We start from the raw sequence: 15915 nt of genomic DNA, 5'->3' as shown, positions 1-15915 counted from the left end.
GATTACCTTTACTTGACCGACTTGTGTTTGTTCAGTGCCGCAATACGGCTGGACAAAGAGAACAGGCGAATAAAGCCTTCGGCATGAGACTGATCATAAACATCATCTTCTCCAAAGGTCGCAAAGTCCTCACTGTATAAGCTGTTCACAGAACGTTTTTGCACTGCACTGACCTGCCCTTTGTAGAGTTTCAGTACTACTTCACCCGTTGCGACCTGAGCCAGAGACTGCGCCGCAGCCAGCAAAGAATCTTTCAATGGCGTAAACCAGCGACCGTCATACACCAGATGAGCAAACTCATTGGCGACCGTTTCTTTCCATTTTCGGCTCGCTTTGTCCAACACCAGCTCATCAATGGCCTGTAATGCAGCCACCATCACAGTGCCTCCGGGCGTTTCATAACAACCACGTGACTTCATGCCCACCAGGCGGTTTTCGACAATATCAATTCGCCCTACGCCATGTTTAGCGGCAATTTCATTGAGCGTGAGCAAACAGTGATAGGGAGTAAGGGCTTGACCATTGACCGCCACCACCTGCCCAGACTCGATTTGCACACTCACCAGCTCAGCTTCATTAGGGGCCTGCTCAGGCGAGGCCGTCCAGGTCCAGACCTGATCGCTCGGTTGATTCCAGGGATCTTCCAGTTCGCCGCCCTCATGAGAAATATGCCAGGCATTGGCATCACGGCTATAAATCTTAGTTGCAGAAGCAGCGCACGGTATGTTGCGTTCAGCCAGATAATCCAGCAAAGACTCACGGCTAGACAAAGACCACTCACGCCAAGGCGCGATCACTGCCAGATCCGGTGCCAATGCAGCAAAACAGGATTCAAACCGCACCTGATCATTGCCCTTGCCCGTGCAGCCGTGAGACAGCGCATCCGCGCCCACTTTGCGGGCAATCTCTACCTGTGCCTTAGCAATAATAGGACGAGCCATAGAAGTACCCAGCAAATAGGTGCCTTCGTACACCGCACCACTTTGCAAAGTAGGATAAATATACTCGCTGACCAGTTCAGCTTTCAGATCAACGATGTGACATTCGCTGGCGCCTGATGCCAGCGCTTTCTCTTCAACGCCCTGAAGCTCCTCATCCCCCTGGCCCACATCGGCCACAAACGCGACTACTTCACAGCCATAGTTTTCTTTCAACCAAGGCACAATCGCTGAAGTATCCAGACCACCGGAATAAGCCAGCACTACTTTTTTAATGTTTTTCATAATATTTACCTTAATACTTAAATCGATTGGCTCAGACGATCTGTTTGTTCATGAGCGCGAGTAACAGGGCATTTTGTGCGTGCATACGGTTTTCTGCCTGTTGCAGGATCCGTGCTTTAGGCCCGTCCATCACCTCTGACGTGATCTCATAGCCACGGTGAGCAGGCTGACAATGCAGTACCGTGCTGGCCCCGGTCTGTTCGAGTAATGTTTGATTGAGCTGATACGGCATAAAGGTCGCTTTCGCCTGTTCCAGTGAGGTATCACTCCCCATAGACACCCAGGTATCTGTGTACAACACATTGGCACCTGCCGCTGCTTCGATACGATCGCTGATCAGCACCGATGCCCCGTTTACCGCCGCAATTTGCTCTGCCTGCTTAACAATCTGGGCATCAGGAGAATGTCCTTTGGGACAAACCGCAACAAAATCGGCCCCCAGAGTCGCGGCCAGCAATAATAATGACTGGCAAACATTATTGCCTTCACCCAAGTAGGCCAGCTTGATCTGGCTGACATCGCCAAACACCTCCTGTAACGTCAAAAAGTCAGCCAGAGCCTGGCAAGGGTGATACAAATCACAGAGACTGTTCACCACCGGGATATCAGAGTATTCAGCCAGCACCTCTAAAGTGTGGTGAGACGAAACACGAGCGACCAGTGCATCTGCCCAGGTGGCGATATTCAATGCAAAATCCTGCACAGACTCACGGCTGCCCATGGCACCGTTTTGCTGATCGAGATAAACGGCGTGTCCTCCGAGTTTGTTGATCCCAATATCAAATGACAAACGGGTTCTGAGGCTGGGCTTTTCAAATAAAGTGACCACGGATTTACCCGCCAGTGCGTGGGCAAATTCCTGCGGCTGTTGTTTGATGTCACTTGCAAGCGCAAGCAGTTTTAGGATCTGGCTTTTATCCAACTCCAGACCAGTAATAAAGTGACTCGACATAAGGTTTCCTAAGGTAGAATATGGGTTCCGACGTGCTGCCCCTCAATCAGGGCAAGCAGGTTATCTGGCTTCTGCCAGCTTGAGATATACACCCCACGTCGTAAATGTCGGGCAGCGTGAAGACTGGTCTTAACTTTGACCTCCATCCCGCCCACAATCACCTTCTGTGCTATCAGTTGTTCTATCTGGTCACTGTTAAGTTGCGCTAATGGCTGACCTGCGCCGTCCAGCACAGCTTCAACATCCGTCATAAATATCAGCTCACCACCGAGCTGATGTGCCAGTGCTGCGGCTGCTTCATCCGCATTGACATTAAACAGCGCACCGTCTGCGCCAATGCCAATCGAACTGACTAAGGGAATTCTACCGCCAGCCAGCAGCTCAGGGATCAGGCTTTCGTGCGCTGCTTCACAGGTGCCAACCTGCCCCAACGCCTTGAGTTTCTGTGTAGTCAGCAGGCCGGCTTCGTATAAACTGATCCCAACCGGCATCAGGCCCGCTGTGATTGCCTGGGCCATCAACTGTTTGTTTGCGCACCCAGCAAGTGCACCGACTATGTATGGCATCTGCGCTTTGGGGCTGATCCGCAACCCCTGATGTTTAGCGGTCGCAAACCCGGCATCGCTGAGCCAGCTGTCGACTAATGCTCCACCACCATGAACCACTACAAAGTTATCTGTGCCACCTTGCTGAGCCAGTGATTTCAGCGCGATAAATAAATCATGCGCGGCGTGCTCGGAATTCAGCACGGCACCACCGAGTTTGATCACCCAGGTTCTTTTATCTGTCATGAATTACCCCATCAACCCTTGTTCATGCGGATACTGACTGGCCAGATTCATACATTGCAGCGCCTGTCCTGCCGCACCTTTCAATAAATTATCAATGGCCACTGTGACAATCAGTTGTTGGCCCTGTTGCTGCCAGCCAATATCAACAAAAGCCCGGTTGGCCACGCCTTTGATAGAAGGCAGGGCAGCACCTTTAAGCCGGATCAGCGGCTCATCTGCCAGCACCTGATAAGCCTGAGCCACCTGATGGTCAGATACACCCGGCTTGAGCGAGACATAAATGGTTTCGAGGATCCCACGGGGGAAATTTCCCAGGTGTGGTGTAAACAACACGGGATGCGCAAGATAGCGCTCAATTTCAGGCGTATGTCTGTGATTGAACAACCCATAAGGCGCCAGAGAAACTTCACAAAAATGCGTTGTGAGGCTGGCTTTACGCCCGGCACCCGTGACGCCTGAGACCGCATTAATAATAATGGTGTCATCGCTCAGTAAATCGGCCTGTTTAAGAGGTTTCAGCGCATTTAATGCAGCGGTAGGATAACAACCAGGCACCGCCACCAGCTGTGCCTCACTCACTGCGTCGCCGTACCATTCCACCAGGCCATACTGTGCTTTGTCCAGCCACTGCGAATACGGATGGCTAAAGCCATAATATTGTTCGTAGTCTGCGCTATTTTTGAGTCGGTAAGCCCCGGACAGGTCGAAGACCTTTTTACCCATGGCAAGAAAAGTCTGGGCAAGCTCAACGCTTACCTTGTGATCGGTACAAAGGCAGACATAGTCGACATCACTGTCGGCTATGTCTGCAAACGTCTCATCCGTCAAAGGGAGCAGGGAGACATCAAGTAAACCTGTGTGCTCAGGGTATAACTCACTCAGATACTTCCCTTTATCTAAACTCTGTGCGGACACATAACAGCCGCTGAGGTGCAAACCCGGATGACGGGCCACCAAACTGGCCAACTCTGCGCCGCTATATCCGCTGGCGCCAACAATTGCTACGTTAAACATCGATAACTCTTATAAATTAGTAAACACAAAGACCATATAAATCTGCTATTGATGATGTTATCGTCGCATTGTTGCACCCTCTATATTTATGCTAAAAAAATGAATTGATATTCACCTTACATACATATAGATTTTTATGCAACAGGTTTGAATAAATATTTTAGGATAAATAAATGCCACTTCCCGACTTTAAAACCATGTACAGCGAGCTCATCGCTCGCCCCTCTGTCAGTGCGCTCGATCCCAGCCTTAATCAAAGTAACCGCGCAGTCATTGAGCTGCTAGCACATTGGTGTGAACAGCTGGGCTTTAGCACCGAAATCACAGAGCTACACAGCGCACCGGGTAAATTCAATCTGCTCGCCCGCAAGTGCCCGTCTGGTATGGCAGAGCAAGCAGGGGGCCTGATGCTGGCCGGACACACAGATACGGTGCCCTTTGACGACAGTCGCTGGAATTTTGACCCTTTCCAGCTCAGTGAAAAAGACAACCGCTTGTATGGCTTAGGCAGCATTGATATGAAAGGCTTTTTTGCTTTTGTGTTGAAAGCACTGGAGGAGCTGCAAGAAGCACAGCAAAGTGCCCCGGTGATGCTCCTGGCCACCGCCGATGAAGAGATCACCATGGCAGGTGCACAAGAAGTTGCGCGCCACACGAACCTCAAACCGGCACGCTGTATTATCGGTGAACCAACCGATATGGTGCCGGTTTATACGCACAAAGGACACATGTCTTCGGCCATTCGGATCACTGGCCGCTCTGGTCATAGCTCCGATCCGGACCGGGGTCTCAATGCCATTGAAGTCATGCAGCAAGTGATTACCAATCTGTTACAGCTAAAAGAAGATTTAAAGAATAAATATTCACTCTCTGATTTCGTCATTCCCTACCCGACCTTGAATTTAGGTCATATTCATGGGGGTGACAATGCCAACCGAATTTGCGGCTGTTGCGAGTTACATATCGACCTGCGGCCACTGCCCGGACTCAGCATTACCGAGCTACAGGCCTTGTTAATGCGGGCTGTTGCGCCCATCAATGAACGCTATCCAAACAGCGTATCTGTCATAGATCTGCACGATCCCATTCCCGCGTTTCATGGCACCCGGGATTGTGCACTGGTGAAACTGGCTGAAAAAATTTCAGGTCAGCAGGCCGTTGCCGTGAATTATTGTACAGAAGCACCCTTTTTACAGCAGCTTGGATGCGAGACCATTGTCATGGGACCAGGCTCCATTGCTCAGGCACATCAGCCAGATGAATATCTCGCGATGGAAAAAATCAAACCCAGTCAGCAAATTCTGACGGAGTTAATCCGCCAACAGTGCTTTAGCTAAGCCAATCATTGCCCGTGTAATAAGGTGTAATTTGCACAAAACTCAACCACCCACTATACCTGAACAGATGTAACACAAGATCGGTAACGGCCTGTCAGTATGCGCCCCGTCAAGCGCAGCAGGTCGCCATCCGTGAAAGGTGTGTTCATTGCGCGGTGTTGTCCGCCATGGATGCACCTTGGGCCGTTCGGGGCCATCGACTGTCAGCACAGGACGCCGCAGTATCGGTCTACTGACAAGGAAGGGGCAAAAGATGTGTAAGCTACTCTCTTATCATCACAATCCAGCTAGCATCTGCTATGTGTTTAGCCGTGTTCGTCTCGGCTGGCATATGGCTGCCAGTTATGTTTGTTTCCTTCCTCTGATGCGTGCCGCTCGCAGATTTTTCTCATTACACTATCAGGGGCAAACTTATGTACAGACTGAGCGACTTTTATCGCCTCAGTGCCGCACTAACTGGCTACCAGGAAGTCGAGTTACAAGGCACGGGCGTCGGCTCTGTTTACTGTCAGACACTCAGTAAATGGGTCCGCCAGGACGTAATTGAGGCACTTTACGCTCAGGCAGAGCTGATTGGTGCACTCGACAATGATGCCAGTCAGGCGCGCTTTTACGACCAGATCTGGAATAGCGCCAAACTCGGGCCCGTCGCCAGAAACATCATCAAAATGTGGTACCTCTCCATCTGGTATCAGTTGCCAGCTGACTGGAATGCCCTCTATGGGGTTGATGATTTCAGCGCCGATAAGCAACCCGTTGAAGACTATGTGATCTCGAGCAACGCCTATATTCAGGGCCTGGTCTGGAATGCGCTGGGCAGTCACCCTATGGGTGCTAAGCAGCCTGGATATGGTACCTGGGCCTTCCCCGGGCACTCAGCAAAAACACATAACCTAGATTAAGGAGCCAAACATGACACATCATCATAACGACTACGACGTCGTCATCGTCGGTGCCGGTATTGCAGGTGCCATTATGGCTAAACAGCTGGGTGAACAAGGCAAACACGTGTTGATCCTGGAAGCCGGTACAGGCACTGACGGACGTTTCTTCGATCAGGGTAAAGAGCAGGGTTATGAATCCTACATGGAACGCTTTTTTACTGCCATGGCCAAGATCCCCAATGCCCCCTACCCCAATAATCCCAATGCCCCTCAACCCTTAGTGACAGATATTCAGAAGCCACCGCTCGATAAACCCGTTAGCGACCATGGGTATTTTGTCCAATATGGCCCGGATCCCTTTGCCAGCACCTATACCCGCAGCGAAGGTGGTACAACTTTGCACTGGCTTGGTACCTGTTTGCGTATGCTGCCTGAAGACTTTGAACTACAAAGCCGGTTCGGTCGCGGCCGGGATTGGCCAATCAGCTATCAGGAATTACAACCCTGGTACGAAATAGCAGAGCAGCATATCGGGGTCTCGGCAAATGCCGACGTGCAAAACTATCATCAAATTGACAATCCCAGTGTGCAGTTACCATTTGAAGAAAATTACAATTACCCGATGGAGCAAATACCACAGAGTTTTCTCGACCAGTACCTTGCCAAAGGACTGCAGGGTATGCAGGTTAACATTGAGAATCAAACCTACCCCATTGATGTGGTCGCCACACCACAAGGGCGCAACGGCATGCCACGCGGTGATTATCGCCCGGTGGGGGCTGTCGGTAATCCTGACCTTGGCCAGCGCTGCGCAGGTAACTCAAACTGTGTGCCCATTTGTCCTATTCAGGCTAAGTATTCTGCCTTGAAAACGCTGGAACAGGCCAAACAGACCGGCAATGTGACCATAGAAACACAAGCAGTGGCCTATCACCTGGCCGTAGATGACAACACCCAGAACATCTCCAAAGTGCACTACAAGCGCTACCACTCTACAGATTCTGCGGCTTTCGAAGATAAAGCCGTGACAGGCAAAATCGTGGTCCTCGCTGCCCATGCCGTCGAAAATGCCAAGCTCCTGTTGGCCTCCAATGTCGCTAACTCCAGTGATCAGGTCGGCCGCAACCTGATGGACCATCCGACTATGCTGACCTGGGGTCTGATGCCGTGCAAAATTGGCGCATTCCGGGGACCTGGCTCAACGTCCGGGATCCCATCGCTGCGCGGTGGCGCATTTCGTGCCGATCAAGCCGCATTTCGTATTGAGATAGGCAACTGGGGCTGGAGCTGGCCGGAAGGCGCGCCCATTGCCACAGTGCCTGATCTGATCGACAAGCAAGGATTGTTTGGCCCGGCGCTACGTCACAAAATCGCAGAAGAATACCCGCGCATGTTCCGCTTTGGCTTTTTGGTCGAGCAGTTACCGGATCCCAATAACCGTGTCACCATAGACGATCAATACCGGGATCAGCTGGGCAACTACCGACCCGTGATCCATTACAAAGTGACAGACTACACCCGCGCCGGGATGGCACAGGCCAAAGAAGTGTCGGATGCCATTTTCCAGCGGCTCGGTGTGGAACCCTTCACCCAGTACAAAAGCAGCGATCCGGGTTATGTGCAATATCAGGGCAAGGGCTATGTCTACAATGGTGCCGGACATCTCGTTGGCACACACCTGATGGGCGATAACCCGAAAGACTCAGTGGTTAATCGCGACCAGCGCAGCTGGGATCACCCCAACCTCTACCTGGTTGGCTGCGGCAATATGCCCACCATTGCGACCAGCAACCCAACGTTAACTATGGCAGCGCTGACCTTCTGGGCTGCTGACAATGTGTTAAACGCACTCGACCAGTATTAATGAGGGACCAGCCATGTATCACAAACTGCAAAAACGCCCAATAGAAACGCTCGAACAGCTGCATCATGATCTGCAACTGGCCATTGAACTGGAGTTCTCCACATTACCAGTCTACCTCAGCGCCTTATACTCCATAAAGGAAGGCACCAACCAGTGCGCTTATACCGTGATCCGCTCTGTCGTCATGGAGGAAATGTTCCACCTGACCAATGCCGCAAACCTGTTGATCGCCACCGGAGGTAGTCCGGCCATTAACAGTCCGGAGTTTCTGCCCACCTTTCCGACGAGACTGCCTGACGGTGAGACCTGGTTTGAAGCAGACCTGCAAAAGTTCAGCCCGGCGGCACTGCGAAACTTCCTCAAAATTGAAATGCCCGCCGATCTGGCAAAAGCGGGGGATATCACCATAGGCGAATTTTATGTCGGCATTGAAAACGGCTTAGAAACTCTGCATAACCGCTATGGCCCAGCACTGTTCCCTGCTGATTGCCATGACAAGCAAATCGCGCATAAGTATTACTATGGCGGCGGCGGAGAGATCACGCCAATCACCGATCTGGACTCGGCCAATTTTGCACTCAATGCCATTGTTGCCCAGGGTGAAGGCATACCAGAAAAGCACTGGAACCCAGAGCAACCTTTCCCGCTTGGGGAAACCACAGGCATAGACAGCGGCGACCATCAGCTCTTCATGCAACCCCGTGAGCTGTCTCACTATTATCGCTTCAATGAATTACTGCTGGGTTATCGCTATGTACAAGGAAATACGCCCGACTCGGGACCAACTGGCCCCGCTATTCCCATTGATTATCGGCAGGTTTATCCGATTCTGAAAAACCCTCAGACAGAAAACTATCAACCCTTCGAGGCCATCGCACGACTAGATACGGAATTTAACCTGACCCTGAGCCTGCTACTGGATCAACTTCACCTTGCCTTCAATGGCCAGCCTGACATATTGGTTGCTGCGGTAGGCACTATGTTTGGACTCAAAGAAAAAGCCCAGAATATGATGCGCGTGCCACTGCCTGATGGCAGCGGTCATCACGCAGCCCCGACCTGGCGCTACATCCCCATAGATAAACGCCCGGGAGCATGCTGATATGACCACAAGACGCTTCGATCACATTATTGTGATCATGTTTGAAAACCAGTATCGCGGTTATGTGATGAATAACCCTTACATGCGCAACCTCGCCGCACAGGGCATTGAGCTGACCAACAGTTTTGGCGTGATGCACCCGTCGCAAACCAATTATATCGCCTCACTCGCGGGTGAGCTGTGCAATGTGACCGACGATGAAGTGCCACCCAGATTGCCGCAACGCACCTTAGTTGACCTGATAGAAGACTCAGCGCAAAACCTCGACTGGCGTGCCTACATGGAAAGCTATGTGGCGGGCTGGACGCCCTGGAAAGCAAACAACTTCACACCCATAGACAGCTATCCGTATGTACTCAAGCACGACCCCTTTTCGTCATTTGCCCGTATTCTCGACAGCGAAGCGCGCTGGCAGAAAATTGGCAATGAGGCACAGTTCTACCAGGATTTACTCAACGATAACTTGCCCGAGTTTGCCTGGTTTACACCTAACATGTGGCACGATGGGCATTATTTGCTTGGCACCAAAGACAATGACCTCAAAGGCGAACGCGCCCCCGTGCTGGTGGATCAGCAAGCAGACTGGTTGAAGTCGTTTTTTGCCTCGATTAATTTCCCCGGCCCGGATAGCAAGCTCCCCGACAACACCCTGGTGGTCGTTACCTACGACGAGGCCGATTTTGAGTCGGATTATGACACCAGCCAGAAATATAAATATTACTACGACGGGCCGAATCAGATTTATACGGTGTTACTGGGCGATACCCTGACGCCCTCACAGCAACACGAAGGGTACAACCATTACTCTTTGTTGCGGACCATTGAAGAGAACTTTTCACTCGGTACGCTGGGCAAGAATGACTGCCATGCGAACTATTTCCGCTTTTTGTGGGATGAATCGCTGCACTGGCAACGGGCTCAGTCCTTGCCACACCTGGAACAGATCTGCGATCTGCAAGCCGCCAGCTTGGGTGAGCAACTCTACCTCTTCTATACACGACATGATCAGCCCGGTCAGTTGCACTGTACCAGCTTTGACGGCCATAGCTGGTCAACGCCATTACAGCTTCAGACGGACTGCAAAGATCAACTTCAGCTCAGTGCGCAGGGCAATACACTGGTGCTGGGATATCGTGATATGGACTTACGTATTACCCTGCACATCCTCACAACTAATCAGGGCTGGCAAACCTTGCCTGCTCCCAGCAATGAATGCATATCAGCCCTGGCATTACAGGTGTTGCCAGAGAGTCACGATCTGTTACTGGTGTATCGCGATCAGCAGGACTGCATGCAAGCACAGCGTTATGCCCAGCAACAGTGGCAACCTAAGCCACAACCACTGGTGTGCAAACCCACAGGCCCATTCACTTTAGCCTCATTGGGCAGCAATACCCTGCTGATATATCGCGAAGGCAATGGTCAGGCGCTGGCCTGTCTGAGCTATAACAGTGCAGAATTTAATGTCACCGATGTCAGTAACAGCACCTATGCGGGACCACAAGACAATGCAGTGAGTCACCAGTGGTCGACCAATGGGTTTGGCATTGGCCATTTCTCCCAGGCCCCTAGTAAATTAACGCCTGATGAGCCAGAGCCGCAGGAACACAGTTACCAAAGTGAAGGCAACCTCGCCGCAGCGACGCTCGATGGCGTGATCCACTTGTTTCACAATGCCCCTAACAGCCAGCAGCTGCTGAGCGCCTGCTTTTCTATTCCAGGTGTGCTCACCAGTCAACAGGCTGTCTCCTACGACCCAGCCAAAGCCGATACCACCAGCAACGGCTATGGCACCATGGCCGAAGCAGGCTGGAGTGAGCAACAGATGCTCAACAACGCCCATCGCGACCCAGGCACTCCATTGTGTGCTGCGCGCTATCAGGACCAGCTTTGGTGCTTCTATCTGAGTAGCCATGACCAGCAGTTGCGGGCCCATGTGGCCGCTTACTTATCGACAGATTGTCGCACTACTTAAAGGTCATACAGCGACACACTGACAATGACGATCAAATTAAGATGAATCAATAAGTACAGACGAAGGCAGCCAGGGATCCCGCCGCCTTCGAGCAGTCACTGTAGGGATCAAGCCTATGGCACTTTGGGATACCCCATGGAATGCCAGTAGCAATTAATGAGGAAACCATCATGACTGACGTAACGCCCCCTGATCTTTCAAAACCTTTGCTGATCGATCCGGCACAGGAAAACCCGCCAGCGCCGACAACAGAACTAGGCCCGCTACAACACTTGATCGGCACCTGGACCAATCAACCTTTGGGTAACTCTGGCATGGGGGGAACGGACAAACCGTTTTCTTACTGCCTGATGCCACTGCCTCAGGAAGCCAGCTATATCCTGAAAAACTTTGCTTACTATGAAGAATTAACCTTTTCGGCTATTCACGGCACGGCCCCCAACCGCGGTGGCTTAGGCACGCAAGTTGCCAACACCCTGTTTTACGAGCAACGTGTCTACTTTGCCGATGGCCCGGCAAAAGATCAGCTGGTGCATGCCGAAAATGGCTCACTGCTATTCCTGACCGATCGAAAACAACTTCTGGGGCCTTATGGCAACGGGGAAAAGCCGGGGATCGGTACTGAAACCGTACCTAACAGTGTACCGCCCACACAAGCCTATGACTTTATCAAGCAAATGTCGGTACCACATGGTAACTCCATTCTGGCCAGCGGGCATTTTCAGTCAGGCACAGGTGTGCCCACCATTCCGATGCTGAGCAAAAGTGACGTGCTCCCCATGGGCCTGCCCCATGATGTCAGCACCGATCAGTACAGCACCAAAAGTGTTGGCAACCTGAATCCGGACTTTACCCTGAACCCCAATCAACCGCTGAATAATGCATTGGAAGTATCCCCACCGAAGAAATTCATTTTACTGGAAGTCGATACCGAGCACTCCGGCATTCCGGTTACCAACATAGGCTTTGAACAGCAACACGCCAACGTCAGCCGTTACGCCATCAGCTATTGGCTGGAATCACTCGATGGCAGTGATAATTTCACTCAGCTTCAGTACTCGCAAAATATCACCATGGAGATCCCCATTCAGAGCCAGCTCGTCACCTTCCCGCACATCACTACCAATACCTTAGTCAAAAAGGCCTAAGTGCAGCAGGTATAAAAAAACCGGACTGACATCAGTCCGGTTTTCTTTTTTGCAAGATTAGATAGGCGAGCCTGGCGGCATCGGCAGGGCTTTAAAGCCTGATGGCCATTGACCACTTTCCAGATACTGCGCCACTAAATCCGCCAGATAGGTGTCGAATGCATCAGCCTTGCTGCTGCCACCAAACAGAGAGTCGTCACTGTATTGCTCAACCAGCTGACTCAGATAGTAACGCAACTGAGCCTGGACTTCCGGTGCCAGCTTATCGCTGCTACCCAGCTCTGCCAGGCGGTAGGCTGTTAAAAACTGCACACGCTGCGCCAGTTTCGTTGCCATGCCCGACTCCGCTTTCGGCTGAAAAACATGCTGATAAACCGTGTTCAGCAGATCGTCGCTGTTCAGGTTGGCATGATTACGCGCCCCCTGCTGCGCCAATCGATTTAGCCGCTGCGGGTTCAGCAATAAACTCAGGGTATGTTGAGCCGCCACTTCTGGCAACGCCATCGCATCCAGTGTCAGACCAGTTCGGCCTTTGATGCTTTCACGGGTTTTATACTCGCCATAGGCTTTAGGCGGGATCAGCGCCAGCACCGATTCCGGGATCATCAGTTGCTCAGGAGACAAGGTATCCAGCAGGGCCGAGAGCGCTGCCTGCTGCTGTGCCTTACCTACCACTTGTGCGCCTTTGGCAGTTTGCGCGCCACGCACTTCATAGTCGTAGTCTACACCACCGATCAGTTTCACTGCCGATTCCACCTGATAACGATGGAACAAGTACAGCGGCACCAGCTTTTCTTCTAGCTGAGATAACGCCTCACCGGTTTTGATGTTATTCAGGCCAAAACGGGCAAGCGCCTTACGACGAATATCCAGCACCCGCGTTAATTCAGCTGCCGGGTCTCCACCGTTATCCCACAGGTGGGCAGTCGGGTGTGCACCGCCTTTAGGACGGGCATCGGCATCCGAGATAAACTCCAGTCCTTTATTCTTGTTCTCTGCCAGAATAGCAGCCAGCCCCTGAGCTTCATCCACTGCGGTAAAGTCGCTGTAGCCATACTTGATCACCTGGGTATCCCACTCCCCCATGCCTGATGCGTAGCCTTTGCTGATGTCCAGCTCACCCTGATCGTTCATACCCACCAGCGGATGCGGATAGTCCATCACAGAAGCACGGTCTTTCACAGACGCAGAGAAGTTATGGGCAATCCCCAGCGTGTGGCCAATCTCGTGAGCACTGAGCTGACGAATACGGTCCAGCGCCATGGCATGCAGGCGCTCCGTCACTTCATCACCTTTTACAAATGGCGCAGCTAAGGCTTCGGCAATCAGAATGTCCTGGCGCACACGCAATGAGCCCAGGGTGACATGACCTTTAATGATCTCGCCGGTACGCGGGTCTATCACCGATGCCCCATATGACCAGCCGCGGGTCGCGCGGTGGACCCACTGGATCACGTTGTAACGAATGTCCATAGGATCGGCATTTTCCGGCAGCACTTTAACCTGAAAGGCATTTTTGTAACCCGCCGCTGCAAAGGCCTGATCCCACCAGCGCGCACCATCCAGTAGTGCGGTCTTCACCGGCTCCGGCACGCCCGGATCCAGGTAATATACAATCGGCTCGACCGGTTCAGAAATTTTTGCAGTCGGGTCTTTCTTGTTTAAACGGTGACGCGGAATATAACGCACATACATAGACTCGCTCAGCGGCGCTGAGTAATCCTTATGCTCAATGCTCCAGTAACCCGATTGCGGATGGAATGCGCGGGGCTGATAATTGTCATCCGGCAGCTCAATCAGCGAGTGGTGCTGATGGACTGTCACCGCATAGGGATTGGCCGTCGCCTGCTTCACATACTCACCAGGCTTGCTGCCCTTAAAGGTCAGTACCGCTTCCAGCTCGGTATTTTTCATAAAGGCCTTGGAGCGTGGCATATAAGTCGCGCTGCGGCTGGCATCGAGGCTGTAACTACCCTGCTTGCGCGCCGCCAGCGTCCGCGACACGCCATGCACATCCGATAACAGATAAGGGGTGTAATCGATCAGTACACTATCATCGTCTTCGGCCACTACTTTAAAGCCATTTAAAATGCTGGAGGCAAACGCCTCTTTAACGCTTTGCTGCTCCGCCGGATTATCGGCACTGGCACGAAAATAGGTATTCAGTGCGCGCAGCATCACCTTGTCACCAAAGCGCTCAAACTGCACCAGGTAAGTACTGCCCAGCTGGCCGCGATCTAAGCCAATGTCGTTGGATCCGACACCGTACGGCAGACTGTGCTGGAGTAAGAACGGCTGCGAGAGTTTATCCACATCCAAGTAAATTTTGCCACTGGCAGGGTCGCTGTAGAACGCATAAAACCCAGGGAAATGGTTGAGTTTGTCAGTAAATTCATCAATAGACTTAATTGCAGCGTGCGCTTGGGGTATCATAGCCAGCAGCAAAGCCGAGAGCATGTGAGGTGCAAAGCGTGTTTTTCGCATTTTCTTATCTTTGTTGTGTTAGGTTAGATGACTGGTACCTCATTTGTATATTAAATCGTATACAAAATACAGTTATTTAGGACAAAATTCAGCGCTGTTTGTGGCCTGCTCTCTCACTCTATCAGGGCTGCAACATAACCGTTATCAGGACTAAAATTTATGCGTAGACTTCCACCGGTGTTAATTGAAGACGGCTGTTCCCGTGAACTGGTTTCTCTGATCCGAACCATTCTGGCTGCCTGTAAAGAAATCTCTTTCCGCGTAGGTCAGGGCGCGCTGTCAGGCGTGCTGGGCTCAACGCTGGATGAAAACATTCAGGGCGAAACTCAGAAGAAACTCGACGTACTGTCTAACCAGCTACTCAAAGACATTCTGCTGGAATCTGGCTATGTAAAAGCCATTGCCTCAGAAGAAGAAGAAGGCACGGTTGCGGGCAGCCCGGATGCCAAATTTATTGTCGCATTCGATCCACTGGACGGTTCTTCTAATACCGACATCAATTCACTGGTAGGCACCATCTTCTCTATCATGGAAGCCCCGGAAGATGCGGATCCGGCTGATCCGGCTATCTTTATGCAGCCGGGCCACAAGCAAATTGCCGCAGGCTACGTGTTGTATGGCCCGTGCACTACACTGGCACTGACCACAGGTAAAGGCACGCGTATCTTCACGCTGGATAAAACCCACGGCAGTTTCCTGCTGACCGAAGAGTTTGCCAAAGTACCGGCCGACACTCAGGAGTTTGCCATCAACGCATCAAACCAGCGTCACTGGCAACCGGCCATGCAAAACTACATCAACGACCTGCTGGCAGGCGACACCGGCCCGCGCGGTAAAAACTTCAACATGCGCTGGATTGCTGCCATGGTAGGTGATGTACACCGCGTACTATGTCGCGGCGGCCTGTTTACTTACCCGGCCGACACCAAAAACCCGGAAAAGCCATACAAGCTGCGTCTGATGTACGAAGCCAACCCGATGGCGATGCTGGTAGAGCAAGCCGGCGGTCTGGCCCATACCGGCGAGCAACGCATTCTGGATATCGACCCGGAGCATATCCACCAGCGCGTGGCGGTGATCTTAGGCTCGAAAAACGAAGTCGAAGCCTGTCTTGGGTATCATAAATAATCCCTTTATCTGG

The 15915-nt window shown here is 51.9% G+C and carries 12 protein-coding genes; 7 read left to right on the top strand and 5 right to left on the bottom strand.

Features of this window, described 5'->3' with window-relative positions:
• Positions 1-8 precede the first annotated feature (8 nt).
• The 4 genes from PRUB_RS00905 to argC are packed head-to-tail and all read right to left on the bottom strand — an operon-like array spanning position 9 to position 3980.
• Positions 9-1223 (bottom strand): argininosuccinate synthase, encoded by a 1215-nt coding sequence (locus PRUB_RS00905; protein WP_010383339.1) that lies wholly within the window; start codon positions 1221-1223, stop codon positions 9-11.
• A gap of 31 nt (positions 1224-1254) precedes the next feature.
• Positions 1255-2175: an ornithine carbamoyltransferase gene (locus PRUB_RS00900; protein ID WP_010383340.1), complete on the bottom strand. Its 921-nt coding sequence runs from the start codon at positions 2173-2175 to the stop codon at positions 1255-1257.
• An 8-nt stretch (positions 2176-2183) separates the two neighbouring features.
• Entirely contained in the window at positions 2184-2966 is a 783-nt protein-coding gene (gene argB / locus PRUB_RS00895; protein WP_010383341.1) for an acetylglutamate kinase, read from the bottom strand.
• Positions 2967-2969: 3 nt separating this feature from the next.
• A complete protein-coding gene (argC, locus tag PRUB_RS00890; RefSeq protein WP_010383343.1) occupies positions 2970-3980 on the bottom strand; it encodes an N-acetyl-gamma-glutamyl-phosphate reductase in 1011 nt (336 codons plus the stop codon).
• A 173-nt stretch (positions 3981-4153) separates the two neighbouring features.
• On the opposite strand from argC, the gene argE reads away from it, so the two are divergent.
• From argE to PRUB_RS00860, 6 genes are all read left to right on the top strand, one after another.
• On the top strand, positions 4154-5317 hold the full coding sequence (gene argE / locus PRUB_RS00885; protein ID WP_010383345.1) for an acetylornithine deacetylase: 1164 nt from the start codon (positions 4154-4156) through the stop codon (positions 5315-5317).
• Between the two features lie 413 nt (positions 5318-5730).
• Positions 5731-6219, top strand: coding sequence for a hypothetical protein (locus tag PRUB_RS00880; protein WP_010383347.1), 489 nt, complete (start codon positions 5731-5733; stop codon positions 6217-6219).
• 10 nt (positions 6220-6229) lie between these two features.
• Positions 6230-8065 carry a GMC family oxidoreductase gene (locus tag PRUB_RS00875; protein WP_010383348.1) on the top strand — a complete coding sequence of 612 codons (1836 nt, stop codon included), beginning with the start codon at positions 6230-6232 and terminating at the stop codon, positions 8063-8065.
• Between the two features lie 13 nt (positions 8066-8078).
• The gene (locus PRUB_RS00870) at positions 8079-9167 is read left to right on the top strand and encodes a ferritin-like domain-containing protein (RefSeq protein WP_010383349.1); all 1089 of its coding nucleotides are present in this window, start codon (positions 8079-8081) and stop codon (positions 9165-9167) included.
• Position 9168: 1 nt separating this feature from the next.
• Positions 9169-11142 carry an alkaline phosphatase family protein gene (locus PRUB_RS00865; protein ID WP_010383350.1) on the top strand — a complete coding sequence of 658 codons (1974 nt, stop codon included), beginning with the start codon at positions 9169-9171 and terminating at the stop codon, positions 11140-11142.
• Positions 11143-11312: 170 nt separating this feature from the next.
• Entirely contained in the window at positions 11313-12290 is a 978-nt protein-coding gene (locus tag PRUB_RS00860) for a heme-binding protein (RefSeq protein WP_010383351.1), read from the top strand.
• Between the two features lie 57 nt (positions 12291-12347).
• Here the strand turns inward: PRUB_RS00860 and PRUB_RS00855 are convergent, their stop codons facing one another.
• Positions 12348-14774 carry a zinc-dependent metalloprotease gene (locus PRUB_RS00855; protein WP_010383352.1) on the bottom strand — a complete coding sequence of 809 codons (2427 nt, stop codon included), beginning with the start codon at positions 14772-14774 and terminating at the stop codon, positions 12348-12350.
• A 159-nt stretch (positions 14775-14933) separates the two neighbouring features.
• On the opposite strand from PRUB_RS00855, the gene PRUB_RS00850 reads away from it, so the two are divergent.
• Entirely contained in the window at positions 14934-15902 is a 969-nt protein-coding gene (locus PRUB_RS00850) for a class 1 fructose-bisphosphatase (protein WP_010383353.1), read from the top strand.
• Positions 15903-15915: the final 13 nt, after the last annotated feature.

Origin of the sequence: Pseudoalteromonas rubra, assembly GCF_000238295.3 — a bacterium.
Classification (GTDB): Bacteria; Pseudomonadota; Gammaproteobacteria; order Enterobacterales; family Alteromonadaceae; genus Pseudoalteromonas; species Pseudoalteromonas rubra.
Note: the sequence above shows the minus strand (reverse complement) of the source record. Positions and strands in the feature narration are given on the sequence as shown.

Excerpts from the sequence above, each read along its gene's own strand:
- PRUB_RS00905 (WP_010383339.1), bottom strand. The coding sequence starts at position 1,223 with ATGAAAAACATTAAAAAAGTAGTGCTGGCTTATTCCGGTGGTCTGGAT.
- PRUB_RS00900 (WP_010383340.1), bottom strand. The coding sequence starts at position 2,175 with ATGTCGAGTCACTTTATTACTGGTCTGGAGTTGGATAAAAGCCAGATC.
- argB (WP_010383341.1), bottom strand. The coding sequence starts at position 2,966 with ATGACAGATAAAAGAACCTGGGTGATCAAACTCGGTGGTGCCGTGCTG.
- argC (WP_010383343.1), bottom strand. The coding sequence starts at position 3,980 with ATGTTTAACGTAGCAATTGTTGGCGCCAGCGGATATAGCGGCGCAGAG.
- argE (WP_010383345.1), top strand. The coding sequence starts at position 4,154 with ATGCCACTTCCCGACTTTAAAACCATGTACAGCGAGCTCATCGCTCGC.
- PRUB_RS00880 (WP_010383347.1), top strand. The coding sequence starts at position 5,731 with ATGTACAGACTGAGCGACTTTTATCGCCTCAGTGCCGCACTAACTGGC.
- PRUB_RS00875 (WP_010383348.1), top strand. The coding sequence starts at position 6,230 with ATGACACATCATCATAACGACTACGACGTCGTCATCGTCGGTGCCGGT.
- PRUB_RS00870 (WP_010383349.1), top strand. The coding sequence starts at position 8,079 with ATGTATCACAAACTGCAAAAACGCCCAATAGAAACGCTCGAACAGCTG.
- PRUB_RS00865 (WP_010383350.1), top strand. The coding sequence starts at position 9,169 with ATGACCACAAGACGCTTCGATCACATTATTGTGATCATGTTTGAAAAC.
- PRUB_RS00860 (WP_010383351.1), top strand. The coding sequence starts at position 11,313 with ATGACTGACGTAACGCCCCCTGATCTTTCAAAACCTTTGCTGATCGAT.
- PRUB_RS00855 (WP_010383352.1), bottom strand. The coding sequence starts at position 14,774 with ATGCGAAAAACACGCTTTGCACCTCACATGCTCTCGGCTTTGCTGCTG.
- PRUB_RS00850 (WP_010383353.1), top strand. The coding sequence starts at position 14,934 with ATGCGTAGACTTCCACCGGTGTTAATTGAAGACGGCTGTTCCCGTGAA.